This is a genomic window from Roseibium sp. R5, from assembly GCF_055755305.1.
The window spans coordinates 3,753,351-3,770,725 of record NZ_CM146910.1 but is presented as its reverse complement, the minus strand read 5'-3'; the positions used below and the strand labels follow the sequence as shown (position 1 = coordinate 3,770,725).

General features: G+C 56.9%; 16 protein-coding genes and 1 tRNA gene. 10 read left to right on the top strand and 7 right to left on the bottom strand.

The genetic code is table 11. The features are described from left to right. Window positions 1–126: 126 nt before the first annotated feature. Window positions 127–200, bottom strand: a tRNA-Gln gene (locus tag AC0J4F_RS17705). Window positions 201–861: 661 nt separating this feature from the next. Between AC0J4F_RS17705 and AC0J4F_RS17700 the strand changes: the two genes are divergently transcribed. The 4 genes from AC0J4F_RS17700 (at window position 862) to AC0J4F_RS17685 (ending at window position 5,986) form a co-directional block, all read left to right on the top strand. Beyond that, the gene (locus tag AC0J4F_RS17700; RefSeq protein WP_473024197.1) at window positions 862–2,238 is read left to right on the top strand and encodes a Ppx/GppA phosphatase family protein; all 1,377 of its coding nucleotides are present in this window, start codon (window positions 862–864) and stop codon (window positions 2,236–2,238) included. Next, window positions 2,235–2,945 carry an RlmE family RNA methyltransferase gene (locus tag AC0J4F_RS17695; protein ID WP_209175734.1) on the top strand — a complete coding sequence of 237 codons (711 nt, stop codon included), beginning with the start codon at window positions 2,235–2,237 and terminating at the stop codon, window positions 2,943–2,945. Before AC0J4F_RS17700 ends, AC0J4F_RS17695 begins: the two co-directional genes overlap by 4 nt. A 188-nt stretch (window positions 2,946–3,133) precedes the next feature. Next, entirely contained in the window at window positions 3,134–4,636 is a 1,503-nt protein-coding gene (gene guaB, locus AC0J4F_RS17690; RefSeq protein ID WP_133947515.1) for an IMP dehydrogenase, read from the top strand. Window positions 4,637–4,693: 57 nt separating this feature from the next. Further along, window positions 4,694–5,986, top strand: coding sequence for an RsmB/NOP family class I SAM-dependent RNA methyltransferase (locus tag AC0J4F_RS17685; protein ID WP_473024196.1), 1,293 nt, complete (start codon window positions 4,694–4,696; stop codon window positions 5,984–5,986). 6 nt (window positions 5,987–5,992) lie between these two features. Here the strand turns inward: AC0J4F_RS17685 and AC0J4F_RS17680 are convergent, their stop codons facing one another. Further along, complete coding sequence (locus AC0J4F_RS17680; protein ID WP_473024195.1) at window positions 5,993–7,249, bottom strand: tetratricopeptide repeat protein; 1,257 nt, start codon at window positions 7,247–7,249, stop codon at window positions 5,993–5,995. A gap of 193 nt (window positions 7,250–7,442) precedes the next feature. On the opposite strand from AC0J4F_RS17680, the gene guaA reads away from it, so the two are divergent. After that, window positions 7,443–9,017, top strand: a complete 1,575-nt coding sequence (gene guaA / locus AC0J4F_RS17675) for a glutamine-hydrolyzing GMP synthase (protein WP_473024194.1) — start codon at window positions 7,443–7,445, stop codon at window positions 9,015–9,017. A gap of 130 nt (window positions 9,018–9,147) precedes the next feature. Continuing rightward, window positions 9,148–9,600, top strand: coding sequence for a hypothetical protein (locus AC0J4F_RS17670; RefSeq protein WP_133947507.1), 453 nt, complete (start codon window positions 9,148–9,150; stop codon window positions 9,598–9,600). 4 nt (window positions 9,601–9,604) lie between these two features. Here the strand turns inward: AC0J4F_RS17670 and AC0J4F_RS17665 are convergent, their stop codons facing one another. Together AC0J4F_RS17665 and AC0J4F_RS17660 are read right to left on the bottom strand one after the other, a co-directional pair. Further along, window positions 9,605–9,931, bottom strand: coding sequence for a TraR/DksA family transcriptional regulator (locus tag AC0J4F_RS17665; RefSeq protein ID WP_209181063.1), 327 nt, complete (start codon window positions 9,929–9,931; stop codon window positions 9,605–9,607). A 112-nt stretch (window positions 9,932–10,043) separates the two neighbouring features. Next, window positions 10,044–10,763 (bottom strand): class I SAM-dependent methyltransferase, encoded by a 720-nt coding sequence (locus AC0J4F_RS17660; protein WP_473024193.1) that lies wholly within the window; start codon window positions 10,761–10,763, stop codon window positions 10,044–10,046. A 309-nt stretch (window positions 10,764–11,072) separates the two neighbouring features. On the opposite strand from AC0J4F_RS17660, the gene AC0J4F_RS17655 reads away from it, so the two are divergent. After that, the gene (locus AC0J4F_RS17655; protein WP_473024192.1) at window positions 11,073–11,441 is read left to right on the top strand and encodes a hypothetical protein; all 369 of its coding nucleotides are present in this window, start codon (window positions 11,073–11,075) and stop codon (window positions 11,439–11,441) included. A 4-nt stretch (window positions 11,442–11,445) separates the two neighbouring features. Here AC0J4F_RS17655 and AC0J4F_RS17650 read toward each other — a convergent pair whose 3' ends face one another. Next, window positions 11,446–12,081, bottom strand: a complete 636-nt coding sequence (locus tag AC0J4F_RS17650; protein ID WP_209175726.1) for a MarC family protein — start codon at window positions 12,079–12,081, stop codon at window positions 11,446–11,448. A gap of 212 nt (window positions 12,082–12,293) precedes the next feature. Here AC0J4F_RS17650 and gyrA point away from each other — a divergent pair, with 212 nt between their 5' ends. Further along, window positions 12,294–15,116 (top strand): DNA gyrase subunit A, encoded by a 2,823-nt coding sequence (gyrA, locus tag AC0J4F_RS17645; RefSeq protein WP_133947497.1) that lies wholly within the window; start codon window positions 12,294–12,296, stop codon window positions 15,114–15,116. A 79-nt stretch (window positions 15,117–15,195) separates the two neighbouring features. On the opposite strand, the gene AC0J4F_RS17640 is transcribed toward gyrA, so the two are convergent. Then, window positions 15,196–15,408: a hypothetical protein gene (locus AC0J4F_RS17640; RefSeq protein WP_133947495.1), complete on the bottom strand. Its 213-nt coding sequence runs from the start codon at window positions 15,406–15,408 to the stop codon at window positions 15,196–15,198. Window positions 15,409–15,664: 256 nt separating this feature from the next. Further along, a complete protein-coding gene (locus AC0J4F_RS17635; protein WP_133947493.1) occupies window positions 15,665–16,081 on the bottom strand; it encodes a phosphopantetheine adenylyltransferase in 417 nt (138 codons plus the stop codon). 160 nt (window positions 16,082–16,241) lie between these two features. Between AC0J4F_RS17635 and coaD the strand changes: the two genes are divergently transcribed. Continuing rightward, complete coding sequence (gene coaD / locus AC0J4F_RS17630; protein WP_133947491.1) at window positions 16,242–16,745, top strand: pantetheine-phosphate adenylyltransferase; 504 nt, start codon at window positions 16,242–16,244, stop codon at window positions 16,743–16,745. Window positions 16,746–16,805: 60 nt separating this feature from the next. Then, window positions 16,806–17,342 carry a peptidylprolyl isomerase gene (locus AC0J4F_RS17625; protein ID WP_133947489.1) on the top strand — a complete coding sequence of 179 codons (537 nt, stop codon included), beginning with the start codon at window positions 16,806–16,808 and terminating at the stop codon, window positions 17,340–17,342. Window positions 17,343–17,375 lie beyond the last annotated feature (33 nt).

Below are 17,375 nucleotides of genomic sequence, written 5' to 3'. Positions count from 1 at the left end.
CCCAATTTTTACCCCGTTCTTACCCCGAATTACGGGATTTCAACCGGAGGTAAAAGATTCGAGCAAGATTATTGGCGGAAAACAGCCGTTTTTGTCAAGTTGTGTATTTTGAGACATGTAATTGATTGGCTGGGGAACCTGGATTCGAACCAGGACTAACAGAGTCAGAGTCTGCGGGTCTACCGTTAACCTATTCCCCAATCCGAGCCACGCGGGTAGGTGCGGGCGGAAGCGCACGGTGAGCGCCTTAATTGGTGAGGGGCGTATACATCCAACCGCCCCTCAAATGCAAGAGTAAGTTTTAGCCTTTTTGATCACAAAAGTTCGCGGACCTTGCACATCTGCAGAACAGCCTGCCGTCTCTTAGAGAATTTGCCAAGCGGGGTTCTTTTCGAGCGGCGGTCAACCTGATACAGTTTTCCCAACTAAAGGACTTGCTCCGGGTGCGTGGCGCGCTGAAACGCGCATATACCTGAGGCATCGAAAGGCAAAAACGTGACTCATTCAGGTCAGGAACCGCCCGAATCCGGGCGACGTGCCCCTGATGTGTCCGGACAAAACGCAGCGCTCAACGAGCGCAAGGGACGAAACCGACGGCGCCGGAAAAACCGGTCCGGTCAGGGTTCAGGAGCACAGGGTCGGGAGGGCAACAGGCCCGACGGCCAAGCTCCTTCGAGTGGATCTGACGCCACAAGTGTCTCTCAAGCGGCCGGGCAGACCAGACAAGCTGACGCCAACACGGCGAACGGCATCAAAGATGCTGGGACGGTGAACCCGTCTCATCGGAAGAAAAAGCGGCGCGGCCGCCGGCGGTCGGCGCAAAGCGGGACTGCGAATCCGGAAGCGCAAACAAACGCACATATGAATGCAGCCATCGCTGGGAAAGATGCGCCGCTGTCCGAGGGGGCTCCCTCTGCGAAGGGCAAAAAAGCTGCCAACCGGCGGGGCCGCAAACGTTGGCAGGCTAAAAAGAATCGTGGCCAAGCTGCGCACACCGACCAGGAAACACCGGCTGTTGAAACTGAGACCGGAGCGGATCCGCAGCTTACCAGACCTTTGAATGGCGTGCCCAAGCCGGACGGAGGACCGCGTCCGCCAGAACCGTCCGGACGTGAGCAGCAACCTATTCGTCGTCCGCGCACGCGCGGTCCGGAAGGCCTTCGGAACGGACATCGCCGTCATCCAGTGCACACATCCGGCAATGCGCCTCTTTATGCTGCACTCGATCTTGGAACGAACAATTGCCGGTTGCTGATCGCGCGTCCCGAAGAACGTGGTTTTCGCGTCGTCGATGCCTATTCCCGGATCGTGCGGCTCGGGGAAGGGGTCGGCGCACACCGGCGGCTTGGCGATGCGGCCATGGACCGCGCCATTGATGCGTTGGCCCAGTGCCATCGCAAGCTGGCGGAACGCGGCGTCGAACGGTCCCGTCTGATCGCAACGGAGGCCTGCCGGGCGGCCGAAAACGGGGCAGACTTTATTTCGCGTGTTCAGGCTGAGACCGGCCTCGCGCTGGAAATCGTCAATCGGGAAACCGAAGCACGGCTTGCCGTGGCAGGATGTGCATCCCTGGTTGATCATGATGCCGACGGTGTCATTTTGTTTGATATCGGCGGTGGCTCTTCTGAAATCGTCTGGCTCGATCTGCGCAACAGATGCGGCGCGCGCGGATATGCGCTGACGCGGTTCATCCGGTCCTGGATCTCCTTGCCGGTTGGTGTTGTCAATCTGGCCGAGCGTCACGGCGGCGTTCATGTCACACCGGACATCTTTGAAGCGATGGTGGACGATGCCGCTGATCATTTGGCCGAGTTCAACCTTGCAGATGATCTCTCAGAAGCAATCTCCAGCGGCAAGGTTCATATGCTTGGAACCTCTGGTACGGTAACAACTCTGGCCGGGGTACATCTTGGGCTCCGGCGCTACGACCGCCGGCGCGTCGACGGCACCTGGCTGGAAGACACGCAAGTCGGCGGTATGATTGATCAGCTGCGCGACATGCCGTATGAGGCGCGCGTCAGCAATCCTTGCATCGGCGAAGACCGGGCCGACCTGGTGCTTGCCGGCTGTGCGATTTTGGAGGCCATCCGGCGGCGCTGGAGTTGCCCGAGATTGCGCGTTGCGGACCGCGGGTTGCGCGAAGGCATCTTGACCGAGTTGATGGCGGCCGACGGTGTGTGGGCGCGCAGGAAAAACGGGCCGCGGCAAGGACGTGGCCGTCCAAGGAACAGACAATGAGTGGATCGAAAAAACGGGGATCTGGCGATCGCGGTATGCACGTCAAGGTCAAGACGGCGGCCGGGCGGCGGGAATCGTCGACCCGCTGGCTCTCGCGGCAACTGAACGATCCGTATGTCCGGCGCGCCAAAATTGATGGTTACCGGTCCCGTGCCGCTTACAAGCTGATCGAGATCGACGACAAGCACAAGCTCTTGAAACCCGGGTACAGGGTGGTGGACTTGGGCTGTGCGCCGGGCGGCTGGTGTCAGATTGCGGTCGACCGAGTGAAGTCGACGGTCGATTCTCCAAAGGTCGTCGGGATAGACTATCTGGATATGGATCACGTGCGCGGCGCGGTATTCCTCAAAAAGGACTTTCTGGATGACGACGCGCCGGCAGCTTTGATGGAAGCGCTCGGCGGACACAAACCGGATGTTGTCCTGTCGGATATGGCGGCGCCGACAACGGGTCATAAACAAACTGACCATTTGCGTACCACGCATCTCTTTGAGATCGCGATTGACTTTGCGCGCCGAAATCTCGTTCCCGGTGGGTCTTTCTTGGCCAAAGTGTTCCGTGGTGGGACCGAGAACGCCATGCTTCAGGAGTTGAAGCGGGAGTTCAAATCCGTTGCGCACCTCAAACCTCCGGCAAGCCGGAAAGAAAGCCCGGAACTTTATGTGATTGCCAAGGGTTTTCGCGGCAGCGACCTGCCTGAAGACTGAACTCAAGGGCAGTGTTTGGAAACAGCGGAGATGGAAAGTGCAGGGCCTGTTCGAACAGGCCCTTTTCATTCTGTCACCTGCATGTTATTCACCCGCGCCAACTTCTCCGGCACAGCCGAAGCGACTCGACAAGATGCAGGCTCTCCTAAAAGCGTGCGTCTCAATTTGTATTTACAGGGGAATTGGCAATGGCATCCTTCTTTGTCCCATCGACCGGGCAGCAAGCCCTTACCTTCGACGATGTGCTGCTGATCCCCGGTCACTCGGAAGTCATGCCGGGTGAAGTTGATCTGCGCACGAAAGTCACGCGCGAACTTGAGCTGAACATTCCGATCCTGTCGTCGGCCATGGATACGGTCACCGAAGGCCGTCTGGCGATTGCCATGGCTCAAGCCGGTGGCATCGGGGTCATTCACCGGAACCTCTCCCTTGATCAACAGGCCGAAGAAGTCCGCATGGTCAAGAAATTCGAATCCGGCATGGTAGTGAACCCGCTGGTGATCGGACCGGATGCCAGCCTTCAAGACGCGCTTGATCTGATGAAACGGTTCGGGATTTCCGGCGTTCCAGTCGTTGAGAACGGCGGGACCGGCGGCCAGGTGACCGGAAAGCTCGTTGGAATTCTGACAAACCGCGATGTGCGTTTTGCATCCAATCCGGACCAGAAAATCCGTGAGCTGATGACCAGCTCCAATCTGGTAACGGTCAATGACAACGTCAAACAAGACGAAGCCAAACGCCTGCTCCACCAAAACCGCATTGAAAAATTGCTGGTTGTTGATGATGCCGGCAACTGCACCGGCCTGATCACGGTCAAGGACATGGAGAAGGCCCAGCTCAACCCGAATGCGTCCAAGGATGCCCAAGGGCGTTTGCGCGTTGCTGCAGCGACCAGCGTTGGTGAAGAGGGATTTGCCCGCGCCGAGCGGCTGATCGATGCCGGGGTCGACATGGTGGTGGTCGATACGGCCCACGGCCATTCCCAGAAGGTTCTTGATCAGGTTAACCGCGTCAAAAAACTCTCTAATTCGGTGCAGGTTCTGGCCGGTAACGTGGCCACTGCCGAAGCAACAAAAGCGCTGATAGATGCCGGGGCGGATGCCGTGAAGGTCGGAATTGGTCCTGGATCCATCTGTACAACGCGGATTGTGGCGGGGGTCGGCGTCCCGCAGCTGACCGCGATCATTGAGTCGGTCAACGAAGCCAACAAACAAGGCGTTCCGGTCGTCGCCGATGGCGGCATCAAGTTTTCGGGCGACCTGGCCAAGGCAATTGCAGCCGGTGCAGCTTCCGTGATGGTTGGCTCACTGCTTGCCGGCACCGAAGAAAGCCCGGGCGAGGTCTACCTGCATCAGGGCCGGTCTTACAAGTCTTATCGCGGCATGGGTTCCGTAGGCGCTATGGCACGCGGTTCGGCCGACCGTTACTTCCAGGCCGAAGTCCGCGACAGTCTGAAGCTGGTCCCTGAAGGCATTGAAGGGCAGGTTCCATATAAGGGCATGCTTGGCAGCGTCCTGCACCAATTGGCGGGCGGTCTGCGTGCAGCCATGGGCTATGTCGGTGGCAAGACCATTGAGGACTTCCAGGAAAAAGCGCGCTTTGTCCAAATTTCTGGCGCAGGTTTGCGGGAAAGTCACGCGCATGACGTGACCATCACGCGCGAGAGCCCGAATTATCCATCAAACGTTTGATCGACTGTACATATCGAAGGAGCCGGTCTGATATCGGCTCTTTTCAAAGGGTAAGCAATGAAAGACGGCGGACGCCTCGCGGCGGCAATTGAAGTCCTGGACGAAGTGGAACGCCGTCATCGGCCGGTCCAGGTTGCCTTGAAAGAGTGGGGATCTGCGCACCGGTTTGCCGGGTCGGGAGATCGCACAGTCATCGGCAATCTCGTCTTTGACGCTCTTCGCAACCGGGCCTCTTTGTCAGCTCAAATTCAGGACGACAGTCCGCGTGCACTGGCACTGGCGACCTATGTGTTGACCTGGGACAAAGGTCTTGAAGCGCTGACCACCGTATTGAGTGAAGACCGGCATGCGCCCGAGCCATTGACCGACGCTGAGGCAGACCGTCTTGCCGCGCCTGTGCCGGACGATTTGCAGCCGTGGCAGGCGGCTGATGTGCCGGAATGGTTGTGGCCGAAATTTACTGCCGTTTTCGGCGGAGACGCGGTTACGGAAGGCCGGGCTCTGGCGCAGCGTGCACCGGTCGACATGCGGGTGAACACCCTGAAATCGGATCGCGAAAAACTTCTGAAGAAGCTTGGCCACACAGGCGCTCAAGGAACCGGACTTTCGCCGCATGGAATGCGCATTGAAGCAAAGCCCGGTCTTGGCCGGATGCCGCATGTTCAAGCAGAAGAAGGCTACCGCAAAGGCTGGTTCGATCTTCAGGATGAGGCCAGTCAGCTGGCAGCCTTGCTGGCGGGGGCGCAGCCGGGACAACAGGTACTGGATTATTGTGCCGGCGGTGGCGGAAAGACGCTGGCGCTGGCAGCTGCCATGCAGAACAAGGGTCAGCTCTACGCCTATGATGCAGATCGTTTGCGTTTGGCTCCGATCCATGAACGGCTGCAGCGGGCCGGTGTCCGCAACATACAGGTTCGTGATCCCGCGAGCTCCACGCTGGACGATCTGAAAAGCCAGATGGATCTTGTCTTCATTGATGCGCCATGCACGGGAACCGGTGTCTGGCGCCGCCGGCCGGATTCAAAATGGAAACTGACGGAAAAGGCGCTCAACGATCGCATGAACGATCAGGTGAAAGTTCTTGATAATGCAAAAGAGTACGTGAAGGTTGGCGGACGTTTGGTCTACGCAACTTGCTCGTTGCTCCCAGAAGAAAATGCCGACCAAATCAGCCGGTTTCTCTCCGAAAATTCGGACTTTGCGTCTGTCTCTGCACTGGATGCCTGGACTGCAATGCTTCCGGGCAAGCCAGTTCCAGCCTATGTCACCGAGCGTGGTGACCTGACCTTGACGCCTGCATCCACCAAGACGGATGGCTTTTTCATCGCGATCCTGGAGCGGACTGCGTAAAGACCTTTAGGACACGTCTCTGCGGCTGAGCCCGAGCACATTCGGCAAGGGTTCGTCCGGGCCTGCGCCGAATTTCGGTTTTTCACCGTCTCCGGACGACTGAATTGCTTCGGTCTTGTTTCCGGCTTCCGTTTGTTTTGCTTCCGTATCATCGACGACAACGCTGTTCGCGGCCGTCTCTGTTGCGTTGTTGATTTCCGCTGTTTCTTGATCGGGCTCCGGGCTCTGCGCTGCATTATGGCCGGAATTGCCGACACTGGCCGACGTGCTCTTGGTTGATTTTGCAGCACCCTCCGATGCCTTGATCAATTTTTCAACCAGCGCACGTATTTCCGGATCCAGGTCTTTGCCGCTGCCCGAAGTCAGAACCGCGCGGGCTTGGTTCGGGAACTTCAACGCGGCAAGCGCCGCGCCAAGCGCATTTGCCGGGCCGCGGCTTTCCGGATTTGCGTCAAACGCCTGCAGAGCGTAACGAAGCGCTGCGCCGAACTTACCGAGCTTGCGGCAAATGACGCTGAGACGGGTCTGTAGATCTGTATTATCTGGTGCGAGGCGAAGTGCTTCCGAAGCGGCCTCAAGAGCATCTTCCAAATCGCCGCGGCCTTCCAAGGCCTGGCTCAGCATGTCAAACGCATCGGAATTGTCTGCGTCTTGCTCGGCAGCCCTGACCGCCAAAGATATGACGTCATCGAAGCGCTTTGATTTTAACAACGTACGGGCAAGGCCAAGCAGCGCGGGAATATGATTTGGCGCACTCTTTAGGAGTTTCCGATACGCAGCCACTGCCTGCGGTGCCTGTCCGCCCTTCTCCAAAACCTCAGCCACAACAGTCTGCGCTGCGGGGCTGTTGGGTAACAGTGCTGACAACCTCTGCGCATACGGTGCTGCAAGCCGCGCCTGTTCACGTTTTAAAAGAAGATTGGACAGTCCGAACAACGCGTTCTTATGGTCCGGGTCTCGATCCAGAACCTCCCGAAAATTGCTTTCGGCCAACTCCAAATCGTTCATAAGCAACTGGCAATTGGCAAGGCTGGACCGGGCATTGATATGGCTGGGGTCGGCAAAGATGAGCCGGCGCAAACGGGATTGCGCTTCTTCAAGCTCGCCGGTCCGCAGCAATGCCGAGGCCGCCCGATAGGCTATATCGGTGTCATGCGGCAGGATCTCACTGGCGCGCAAATAGCCGGTCTTGGCTCTTAGGAGATCACCTTTTGCTTCAAAGCCAAGGGCCTGATCGTAAATTTCGCGGGCAGCTGCGGTCATGATGCTCGGTTGGGCTGGTTATTGATTCATTAACCTAGGGCAGGCGGGGAGTCCGGAGCAAACGCCAAATCCAACCGTACACAGCTTCTCCCAGATCGGTGCGCAGTACAGTCAGAGGCAAAATGTTGTGCGAGAGCGTTTGCGGCGCAAGAATCGGGTTCAATTTCGGCGAAAAGGCAGGTAGAAGCGCGCCATGACACATCATCACGACCGCCTCCTTATCATCGACTTCGGTTCGCAGGTGACCCAACTGATCGCCCGCCGTTTGCGCGAGCTGAATGTCTACTGTGAAATCCACCCGTATCAGAACGTCACCGACGCGTTTTTGGCCGAGTTCGCGCCAAAGGCAGTGATCCTCTCCGGCGGGCCGGATTCCGTAACTAGGGAAGGCTCACCGCGGCCACCGGAGAGCGTATACAGCATCGGTGTTCCGATCCTTGGTATCTGCTATGGCCAGCAAGTGATGATGCAGCAGCTGGGCGGCGAAGTGCACGGCGGCAAGATTTCCGGCGGTGGCGGCACCGCGGAATTCGGCCGAGCCTTCGTGACACCTGCCGGATCAGATCTGTCGATCCTTAACGGCTGGTTTTCCTGGGGTAAGGAACAGGTCTGGATGAGCCATGGTGATCATGTTGCCAAGCTTGCCCCCGGTTTCGAGGTGTTCGGCACCTCGCCGAACGCACCTTACGCGATCACCGCGGACACGGACCGGAACTTCTACGCCGTTCAGTTCCACCCGGAAGTGCACCACACGCCGAACGGCAAGACGCTTTACGAGAATTTCGTCAAGCTCGCCGGTTTCACCGGTGACTGGACCATGGGCGCCTACAAAGACGACGCGATCGAAAAGATCCGTCAGCAGGTCGGCGACAAGAAAGTTATCTGCGGTTTGTCGGGTGGTGTCGACAGCTCCGTTGCCGCTGTCCTGATCCACGAGGCCATCGGCGATCAGTTGACATGTGTCTTCGTCGACCACGGTTTGTTGCGGCTGAATGAGGCGGAAGAAGTGGTTTCGATGTTCCGGGACAACTATAACATTCCGCTGATCCACGCCGACGAGAGCAGTCTGTTCCTTGGCGAACTGGACGGCCAGTCCGATCCGGAAACAAAACGCAAGATCATTGGCAAGCTGTTCATCGACGTGTTCCAGAAACACGCCAATGAGATTGAAGGCGCGGAGTTCTTGGCTCAGGGCACGCTATACCCGGATGTGATTGAAAGCGTCAGCTTCTCAGGCGGGCCGTCGGTAACGATCAAATCGCACCACAATGTCGGTGGCCTTCCGGAAAAGATGGGTTTGAAACTGGTCGAACCTCTGCGCGAATTGTTCAAGGACGAGGTGAGGGCACTCGGCCGTGAGCTTGGGTTGCCGGAGAGTTTCATCGGTCGTCACCCGTTTCCAGGACCGGGCCTTGCCATTCGCTGCCCGGGGGAGATCACCCGGGACAAACTGGAAATCCTGCGCAAGGCGGACGCGGTCTATATCGACCAGATCCGCAAGCACGGCCTGTATGACGAGATATGGCAAGCGTTTGTAGCGATCCTGCCGGTGCGCACGGTCGGCGTGATGGGCGATGGCCGGACTTACGATTACGCCTGTGCGCTCCGTGCCGTAACCTCCGTAGACGGCATGACCGCTGACTATTATCCGTTCAGCCACGAGTTTCTCGGTGAAACCGCGACCCGGATCATCAACGAGGTCGAAGGCATCAACCGCGTGACTTACGACATCACGTCAAAACCTCCGGGCACGATCGAGTGGGAGTGATCTTGGCAGACCGCGGTTTGGAAACAAGCTGCGGTCGATTTGTTTCTAGCTGAAGTAAAGGGCTTTTGTGCCAGTGGCGCCCATCGACCTTGAACCGGATTGCACAAATTGCGCCGCGTTATGCTGCGTCGTGTTTGCGTTCGATAAGTCCGAGTCATTTGGTCTGGACAAGGCGGCCGGTGAGGAATGCCCGAACCTCAAAACCGACAACACTTGCAAGATCTTTGAGGAACGGGTTGAGCGCGGATTTCCAGGCTGTGTGAGCTACACGTGTTTCGGAGCAGGGCAACGGGTTACTCAAGAGGTATTTGGCGGCGCAAGTTGGCGGGACGAACCGGCGCTAAAAGCCAGAATGGGCGCGGCGCTCTCTGTTTTGCGGCGGATCCATGAACAACTGGTTCTCTTGAAAGCTGCTCGGCAACTGCCGCTGACGCCGGAACAATGTGCGCAAATACAAACCTTCGAAGCAACACTGTGTTCAAATGACACGTGGAGCGAAGAGCCGCTCTCCCGGTTTCCGATCGATAGAGTTGCCAGCGATATCAGCAACTGGATGAAACAACTGCGCGGACTGGTATCCTGACGCGCTATTTCGCGCAGCGGATACAAAAGGCCGCAGCCGGATCGACCTCAAGACGTTTTGCAGCAATGTCTTCACCGCAGTCGACACAGTAACCGTAATCTCCGTCATCAAGGCGCTTTAGCGCAGCCTCAATCCGTTGAATATCGGCGCGGCGCTGACGCTCGGAGGCTTGCGCCATGGCTTGTCCCTGGAGAGCGTCCATGCGCGAGAGCCGTCCAACGGCCTGTTGGTCAAGCATGACGGTCGCGCGCGCGTCCTCGGAGATCTCGCTGAAGCTCTCGAGCTCTGCCTTCAGCCTGACCAGCTTTTCTCGCACCGCTTCATCGTTCATGGAGGCCCCTCCTGTCCTTGCGGACAGTTTGACAGATCAGGGTACGGCATCACAAGACACAGAGAAATTAGGGGCTGTTACCGAGCGGGCTATGTACTACCGGATCAGCGAATTAGGCCACGTGCGGTTTTTGCGCCGCGACAAAAATGTTTTTGCCCAGCAAGTGCCGGGCTCCAACAGCGTCGATTTTCTTGCTTAGGGGAAAGACGTACTTGTTGTAAAACTCATAGGAAGACGCTGAGCCGAGACCGCCCTCGACATCATAGCCGACAAGCTTCACCACGAGGCTGGCAAAGAACCCCAAGCTTTCAACATAGTGGCAGTCTTTGATGGCGAAGCCGGAAGATCGGAGTTTGTGGATGAGGTCCCGCTTCGAATAACGGCGATAATGTCCGACAGACCTATCCAACCCAGAAAACAGCAACTGAAACGCTGGAAGGTAGAGGACCAAGGTTCCGCCAGGCCGCAAAGCTTCAAAACAGTCCTTGATAGCTCCACGGTCATCTTCGATATGTTCGAGAACGTTGGAACTGTAAATGCCGCCAACCTGTTCTGAAAGATCGAGAAGACTGTTAGAGACCTGATACCCTCGATGGCGAAGAATTGACTGTGCGGTTTCGTCGATTTCGATGCACCGCGGACGCACAGCTGTCTGCTTGTGTACAACGTCCGCCAATGTTCCGATTCCGGCACCGAAGTCTACGATAGATTCGCAATCATAAAGTGCTCCGGAAATGAGTTTTACGATATGCTCATTGTATTCCGGCATGGATTCTTCGACAAACGCGAGTTCTTGAAGACCAGAATATGTCGTGTTGGCAACGGACTGCATGGCATGCTCGCAAGAATAAATCAGCTGGAGCTCAGTAGAGCGCGAGAGTTCTAAATAAACACTAAAGTCTGGGCTGTTCGGCGGGATCCAAAAATGAACCCGAACGGTTCAAGGGTTTCGTGGTTCCAGCAGTAAGATTGCGCTTCAAAACGTGCTGAACAGTCAGACGGGGTTTGTAAACCCTTCAACTCAGCCTTTCCGCAACACGCGTCTGTCATTAAGTTAACTCCCGGTGACGCAAGTTTGACTGTTTGTGCTCTCGATTTCCCGGCAAACTGGCCGCATTAAAAAAATGATTGGAGCATTTGAATGCTGGAAATAAGAGCCATCTGCATCGCCGCAATCATCAGCGTGCTCGTCTCTGGCGCAAGCGTCGCTGGTGACGTGGAGATCGTTGATGCAACGGCGAAAGAGGGGGCCGGCGGGTGGACGTTTTCTGTCACACTCAAGCACGGCGACACAGGCTGGGACCACTATGCGGATCTTTGGGAGGTCTACACGCCGGAGGGCGAACTTCTCGGCAAAAGGGTCCTGGCGCACCCGCATGTCAACGAGCAACCATTTACCCGGTCGTTGTCGGGCGTTCAGATTCCGAATGGTGTTACAACGGTGATTATCCGCGCAAGGGACAGCGTGCACGGTGTCTCGCCGCAGGAATTCCGTTTGGAGCTTCCGTAACAGGTTACGCGAGGAACGCCAGGATCCCGTCGGCGACAAATTGCACCGAAAGCGCTGCAAGTAGGACGCCCAGCAGGCGGGTGATGACCAGCTGAGCCGTATCCCCCAGCGCGCGCTCTATGCGTTCTGCCAGCAAGAAGGCGCCGAGACAACTGACCAGGATGATCAAGATCACGCCGCCAAGACCGGCATAGGTCAGGGTGTCCGGGGCCTGGCTGGACAAGAGAATGATTGCAGAAATGGCAGCCGGGCCGGAAATCAACGGAATGGCCAGGGGAAAGATGGCGAGTTCGTTGATGGTCGCATGATGGGCCTCAGCGGATTCCATCGCCTTTTCAGCTGTTTCGCTTTTGCGTTCTTGGCGTTTGCCGAAAATCATCTCGATGGCGATCAGGAACAACAAAATGCCGCCCGCGACCCGGAAGGCGGAAACCGAGATCCCCAAAACATTTAGCACCGTCTGACCAGTGAAATAAAACAGGCCGAGAATACCTGCCGCGGTGATGGTGGCTCGGACGGCAACCCGGCGCCGGTCGGCAGAACTCATACCGGCCGTTATCGCCAGAAACATCGGCGCCAATCCGACGGGATCGATAGTCACAAATAGCGTGGCGAAGGCATTGATGTAAAAGTCGATCATCGCGTGTCTCCGACAGGCTGAATGGGCGTTTGACGTGCGTTTTACAGGGCTTTTGGCCCTTACGCGACCAAGCCTTGCGAAATGTTTCTGTGTGCCTGTGTATATGATTTATAAGGTATTGAAATTACGAGATTATTAGCAAGCGTAAAAACGCATGCAAATTTGGTCCCGCGAATTGAATCGGATATAAAGACACCAGCAATAACAAACAAATGAGTGTCTCCTTGGCTGACCAGGACAACAGCACCCCTTCAGGCGGGCTTCCGTCGGACATCAAGCCGGTCTCCATCGTCGATGAAATGAAGCGCAGCTACCTCGATTACGCCATGAGCGTGATCGTGTCCCGAGCGCTTCCGGACGTCCGGGACGGCTTGAAGCCGGTGCACCGGCGTATTCTCTATTCGATGCACGAAAACGGCTATGAGTGGAACAAGCCTTACCGCAAGTCGGCCCGTGTGGTCGGCGATGTTATGGGTAAGTACCACCCGCATGGTGACAGCGCGATCTATGATGCCCTTGTCCGCATGGCGCAGGATTTCTCCCTACGCTTGCCGTTGATAGACGGCCAGGGCAACTTCGGCTCCATCGATGGCGATCCTGCCGCGGCGATGCGGTACACCGAGTGCCGCCTGGAAAAGGTTGCGCACCGGCTTCTCGACGACATCGACAAGGAAACGGTCGATTTTCAGGAAAACTACGACAACTCTGAATCCGAGCCGGTCGTCCTTCCTGCAAAATTCCCGAACCTTCTGGTCAACGGTGCTGGCGGTATCGCGGTCGGTATGGCCACCAACATCCCGCCGCACAATCTGGGCGAAGTGATCGACGCCTCCATCGCGATCATGGAAAACCCGGCGATGACGCTGGAAGAGCTCATGCAGATCGTACCCGGACCGGACTTCCCGACCGGCGGCATGATCCTCGGCCGCTCTGGTATCCGCAGCGCTTATGAAACGGGCCGCGGGTCTGTGCCGATGCGGGCGAAGGTGGACACAGAAGAAATCCGCAAGGATCGCTGGGCCCTGATCGTCTCGGAAATACCCTATCAGGTTAACAAATCCACGATGATCGAAAAGATCGCCGAGATGGTTCGGGACAAGCGCGTCGAAGGCATCTCCGACATTCGCGATGAAAGTGACCGCTCCGGTATGCGGGTCGTGATTGAGCTAAAACGCGATGCCGTGCCGGATGTGGTTTTGAACCAGCTTTACAGGTTCAGCCAGCTTCAAACGTCCTTCGGGGCGAACATGGTGGCACTTAACGGCGGCAAGCCGGAACAAATGAACCTCACCGATATGCTGAAGGCTTTCGTCGCTTTCCGCGAAGAGGTCATCCAGCGCCGGACTCGGTACCTGCTGAAAAAGTGCCGCGACCGGGCCCACATCTTGGTGGGACTGGGTATAGCTGTCGCCAACATTGATGAGGTGATCAAACTCATTCGAGCCGCTCCGGATCCGGCGACTGCGCGCGCACAATTGATGGAACGCAACTGGCCGGCAAGGGATGTTGAGGATCTGATCCGGCTGATCGACGATCCGCGCCACATGGTTCAAGAGGACGGCACTTACAAGCTGTCCGAAGAACAGGCTCGCGCGATCCTCGATCTCCGGCTGCAGCGCCTGACGGCCATGGGCCGGGACGAGATCGAGGAAGAACTCAACAAGATCGGCGCTGAAATCAGCGACTATCTCGACATTCTTCGCTCCCGGGCGCGGATCCAGGAGATCGTCCGTAACGAGATGCTGGAGATCAAGGAAGAATTCGCAACCCCGCGCCGGACCGAGATTATCGAGGGCGGAGCGGACTTTGACGAAGAAGACCTGATCCAGCGTGAAGACATGGTCGTAACCGTGTCTCACGGCGGCTACATCAAGCGTGTCCCGCTTGCGACTTACCGCGCACAACGCCGCGGCGGCAAGGGCCGGTCGGGCATGGCGACCAAGGATGAGGATTTCGTCACCCGTCTCTTTGTTGCCAACACGCATACGCCGGTTTTGTTCTTCTCCTCCCGTGGCATTTGCTACAAGATGAAGGTTTGGCGTCTGCCGCTCGGCGGCCCGACCTCGCGCGGCAAGGCCCTGGTCAACATGCTGCCGTTGGAGCAAGGCGAACAGATCACCTCAATTCTGCCTTTGCCGGAAGACGAGGATACATGGGCAAACCTCGACGTGATGTTTGCAACAGTGCGCGGCACCGTGCGCCGTAATAAGCTCTCCGATTTCGTCAACATCAACCGGAACGGCAAGATTGCCATGAAGCTGGAAGATGGCGACGGCATTGTGGGGGTCGACACATGTTCTGAGCATTCGGATGTCATGCTGACCACGAATTCCGGCCAGTGTATCCGGTTCCCTGTGACAGACGTTCGCGTATTTGCCGGACGGAACTCAGTAGGTGTTCGTGGCATCCGGCTTGCGGACGGCGATCGTGTCATCTCAATGCAAATCCTGCATCATATCGACGTCGATGCCGAGGAGCGCGCCGCATATCTGAAGCTTTCCCGGGCCATGCGCGGCGAAGCCGATGAAAACGGCGGGGCTGCAGACGAGGATGGTGTTGTTGCTGGCGAGTTGTCTCAGGAACGCTATGCGGAAATGAGCGCCGCGGAACAGATCATCCTGACTATCTCCGAAAATGGATATGGCAAACGGACATCGTCTTTTGAGTACCGTGTTACCGGCCGCGGCGGCAAAGGCATAACGGCAATGGCCGTCAACAACCGGAATGGCGGCTTGATAGCCTCGTTCCCGGTTGAGGACAGTCATCAGATCATGCTGGTGACGGATGGTGGCCAGTTGATCCGCTGTCCGGTCGATGGAATCCGTATTGCTGGCCGCGCGACCCAAGGGGTGATCATATTCAAGACGGCCGAAGACGAGAAGGTCGTCGCCGTTGAAGGGATCTCCGAGGTTGATGAGGATGAAGAGCTCGTCGAAGGTGAACTGCCAGAAGGTGGCGCAGCCGAGGGCGACGCTGGATCAGGCGAGGGGGGCGTTGGTGATGCTCCGGACAGCTCCTCAGGTTCAGATGAGTAACACTTAGAATTCGGGCGGCATTTCAGAGATGAATTTGCCGCCCTTTTCTTTGTCAGATTCAGGGTGTTCTGTTGCCAGATCAACTCTCTGCAACGCCTGCAAGAATGCCGGACATGTTCGGGGCGCCATGCCAAGTCGAGGCTAGATTGGCGGCTTGTGCCGGTGAACAAAAATTCTTGCATACCAGCGCCGCATGCAACGCGGCGATACCTAGACCCTCATAGTGTTTGATTTGTGCAGTCCGGGCCCATGTAGTGGCTCGAGGGCGGCGTGTTGCGTGGGTCTTCGTCATCGTTCTGCTCCCTGTGATACTGCGCTAAAGCGCTGATATGGCTGATGGAGCAAACTCTTTGCCAAAGCTTCTTGATCTGAAATAAGTCAATTAAAACAGACGCGATGATGTATCTGTTGCTGATCCTGTTCGGTCAGGATTTGCCGGATTTGGAGAGTTTCTTCGCAATTTGGGAAACCGAAAACGACAACAGCGGCCAGGGTGGAACCTGAACCGCTGTTTGCCGTTGGGGATATTTGGTTTTGGAGGTTGTAGATCAGTTGGTCGATGGGTAACGGGCCAAAATGGTCTGGTTGACGGTGTTCGGCTGTTTTTCGATCGTTACGTAGGAAACGGTGCGAACCTTGGAGGCACCGGTCAGCTCTGCGGCACATTCAGCGCTCCAAGCGCCCCATGTCTGGCTTTCACAGTTGGCAGCCTTAGCCGGGATGACAGCGCGGTCAGTCTTGGTCGCCATCATGCCCTGCGGTGCTGTCTGACCAACTTCTTGTGCCTGTGACGCGTTGCTTGCGTTCATGCTGATGATGCCTGCGATCAGGACAGTCAACAGGGCCAGGATGAAGATCGAGGCCAGTTTGAAATTTGCAATCGGGTCCATGGCTTTGGTTTTCGCTGTAAAGGGACGGGCAACCTGGTGATGACCGGTTGTTTTGTAAAAACTGCTGCTCCTCATCGTCTTGGCTCCTGCTCACGCCGTTTGTTGATGAGGCCACCTTGACCCATGTCCGGCAAGAAACCTGTGACCGCCATCACACAATGTCGCATGGCGGAAATTGTCTTTCACGGGCCCGGATGCCTTGTGATGCGGCGAGCGCCAGAGTAAGGATGAGCCCATGACACGTATCGCGCTTTACCCGGGCTCTTTTGACCCGGTAACAAACGGCCATATGGACATCTTGAGACAGTCGCTTGCACTGGCGGACAAGGTCGTCGTGGCCATTGGCATTCATCCGGGAAAGAAACCGCTGTTTTCGTTCGAAGAACGGGTTGAGCTAATCCACACATCAGCGGTGGCCGAATTCTCCGAGGCTGAAGCGAGCCGGATCGAGGTAATCGCGTTCTCCGATCTCGTGATCAACACAGCACGCACCCAAAAAGCCGATTATCTGGTGCGCGGGTTGCGCGATGGGACCGATCTTGATTACGAGATGCAAATGGCTGGAATGAACGGAACATTGGAGCCGGACATAAAAACCGTGTTCCTTCCGGCATCTCCGGCAGTGCGGCACATTACGGCCACTTTGGTGCGCCAAATCGCGCAAATGGGCGGGGAAATCTCCGCTTTTGTTCCCGAGCCGGTTGCAGACCCCTTGCGCCGGCGTGCAAGACCGGACTGACACTTTTCTAGCCGAACCCAATTCACCCCATATCAACGACGTGAACTGCGGGAGTAACCAATGTCACGAATTCTCACAGCCCTGGCTGTCCTGGCGTCCCTGATCTTCATGCCGGCTATGGCCGCTGCACAGCAGGATCTGGAAAACACGCTTTATCTGGATCTGAAAGATGGCCGTGTGGTCATTGAGCTGCGCCCGGATCTCGCTCCGAACCATGTTGCGCGCATCAAGGAACTGACGCGTGAAGGTTTTTATGACGGCATCGTCTTTCACCGTGTGATAGATGGGTTCATGGCGCAAACTGGCGATCCGACAGGAACCGGCCGCGGCGGATCTGACAAGCCGGATGTGAACGCCGAATTTTCGTCCGAGCCATTTCAGCGTGGAACGCTTGGCATGGCCCGGTCCCAGAATCCGAACAGCGCCAATTCCCAATTTTTCATCATGTTCAATGATGGTGACTGGCTGAACGGTCAATACACCGTATTTGGCAAGGTCGTCGAAGGTATGGACCTCGTCGACAACATCACAAAGGGTGAGCCACCCGCGAACCCAGATAAAATCATCAAGATGCAAGTTGCTGCGGACGCCGGCTAACCGGAGCTGCACCAACTGGCCCCTGAATACCCA

Coding starts and splice junctions, on each gene's coding strand:
- AC0J4F_RS17650 (WP_209175726.1), bottom strand. CDS start 12,081: ATGATCGACTTTTACATCAATGCCTTCGCCACGCTATTTGTGACTATC.
- AC0J4F_RS17655 (WP_473024192.1), top strand. CDS start 11,073: ATGCTGGAAATAAGAGCCATCTGCATCGCCGCAATCATCAGCGTGCTC.
- coaD (WP_133947491.1), top strand. CDS start 16,242: ATGACACGTATCGCGCTTTACCCGGGCTCTTTTGACCCGGTAACAAAC.
- AC0J4F_RS17700 (WP_473024197.1), top strand. CDS start 862: ATGAATGCAGCCATCGCTGGGAAAGATGCGCCGCTGTCCGAGGGGGCT.
- AC0J4F_RS17685 (WP_473024196.1), top strand. CDS start 4,694: ATGAAAGACGGCGGACGCCTCGCGGCGGCAATTGAAGTCCTGGACGAA.
- AC0J4F_RS17660 (WP_473024193.1), bottom strand. CDS start 10,763: ATGCAGTCCGTTGCCAACACGACATATTCTGGTCTTCAAGAACTCGCG.
- gyrA (WP_133947497.1), top strand. CDS start 12,294: ATGAGTGTCTCCTTGGCTGACCAGGACAACAGCACCCCTTCAGGCGGG.
- AC0J4F_RS17640 (WP_133947495.1), bottom strand. CDS start 15,408: ATGACGAAGACCCACGCAACACGCCGCCCTCGAGCCACTACATGGGCC.
- AC0J4F_RS17695 (WP_209175734.1), top strand. CDS start 2,235: ATGAGTGGATCGAAAAAACGGGGATCTGGCGATCGCGGTATGCACGTC.
- AC0J4F_RS17680 (WP_473024195.1), bottom strand. CDS start 7,249: ATGACCGCAGCTGCCCGCGAAATTTACGATCAGGCCCTTGGCTTTGAA.
- guaB (WP_133947515.1), top strand. CDS start 3,134: ATGGCATCCTTCTTTGTCCCATCGACCGGGCAGCAAGCCCTTACCTTC.
- AC0J4F_RS17665 (WP_209181063.1), bottom strand. CDS start 9,931: ATGAACGATGAAGCGGTGCGAGAAAAGCTGGTCAGGCTGAAGGCAGAG.
- AC0J4F_RS17625 (WP_133947489.1), top strand. CDS start 16,806: ATGTCACGAATTCTCACAGCCCTGGCTGTCCTGGCGTCCCTGATCTTC.
- guaA (WP_473024194.1), top strand. CDS start 7,443: ATGACACATCATCACGACCGCCTCCTTATCATCGACTTCGGTTCGCAG.
- AC0J4F_RS17635 (WP_133947493.1), bottom strand. CDS start 16,081: ATGAGGAGCAGCAGTTTTTACAAAACAACCGGTCATCACCAGGTTGCC.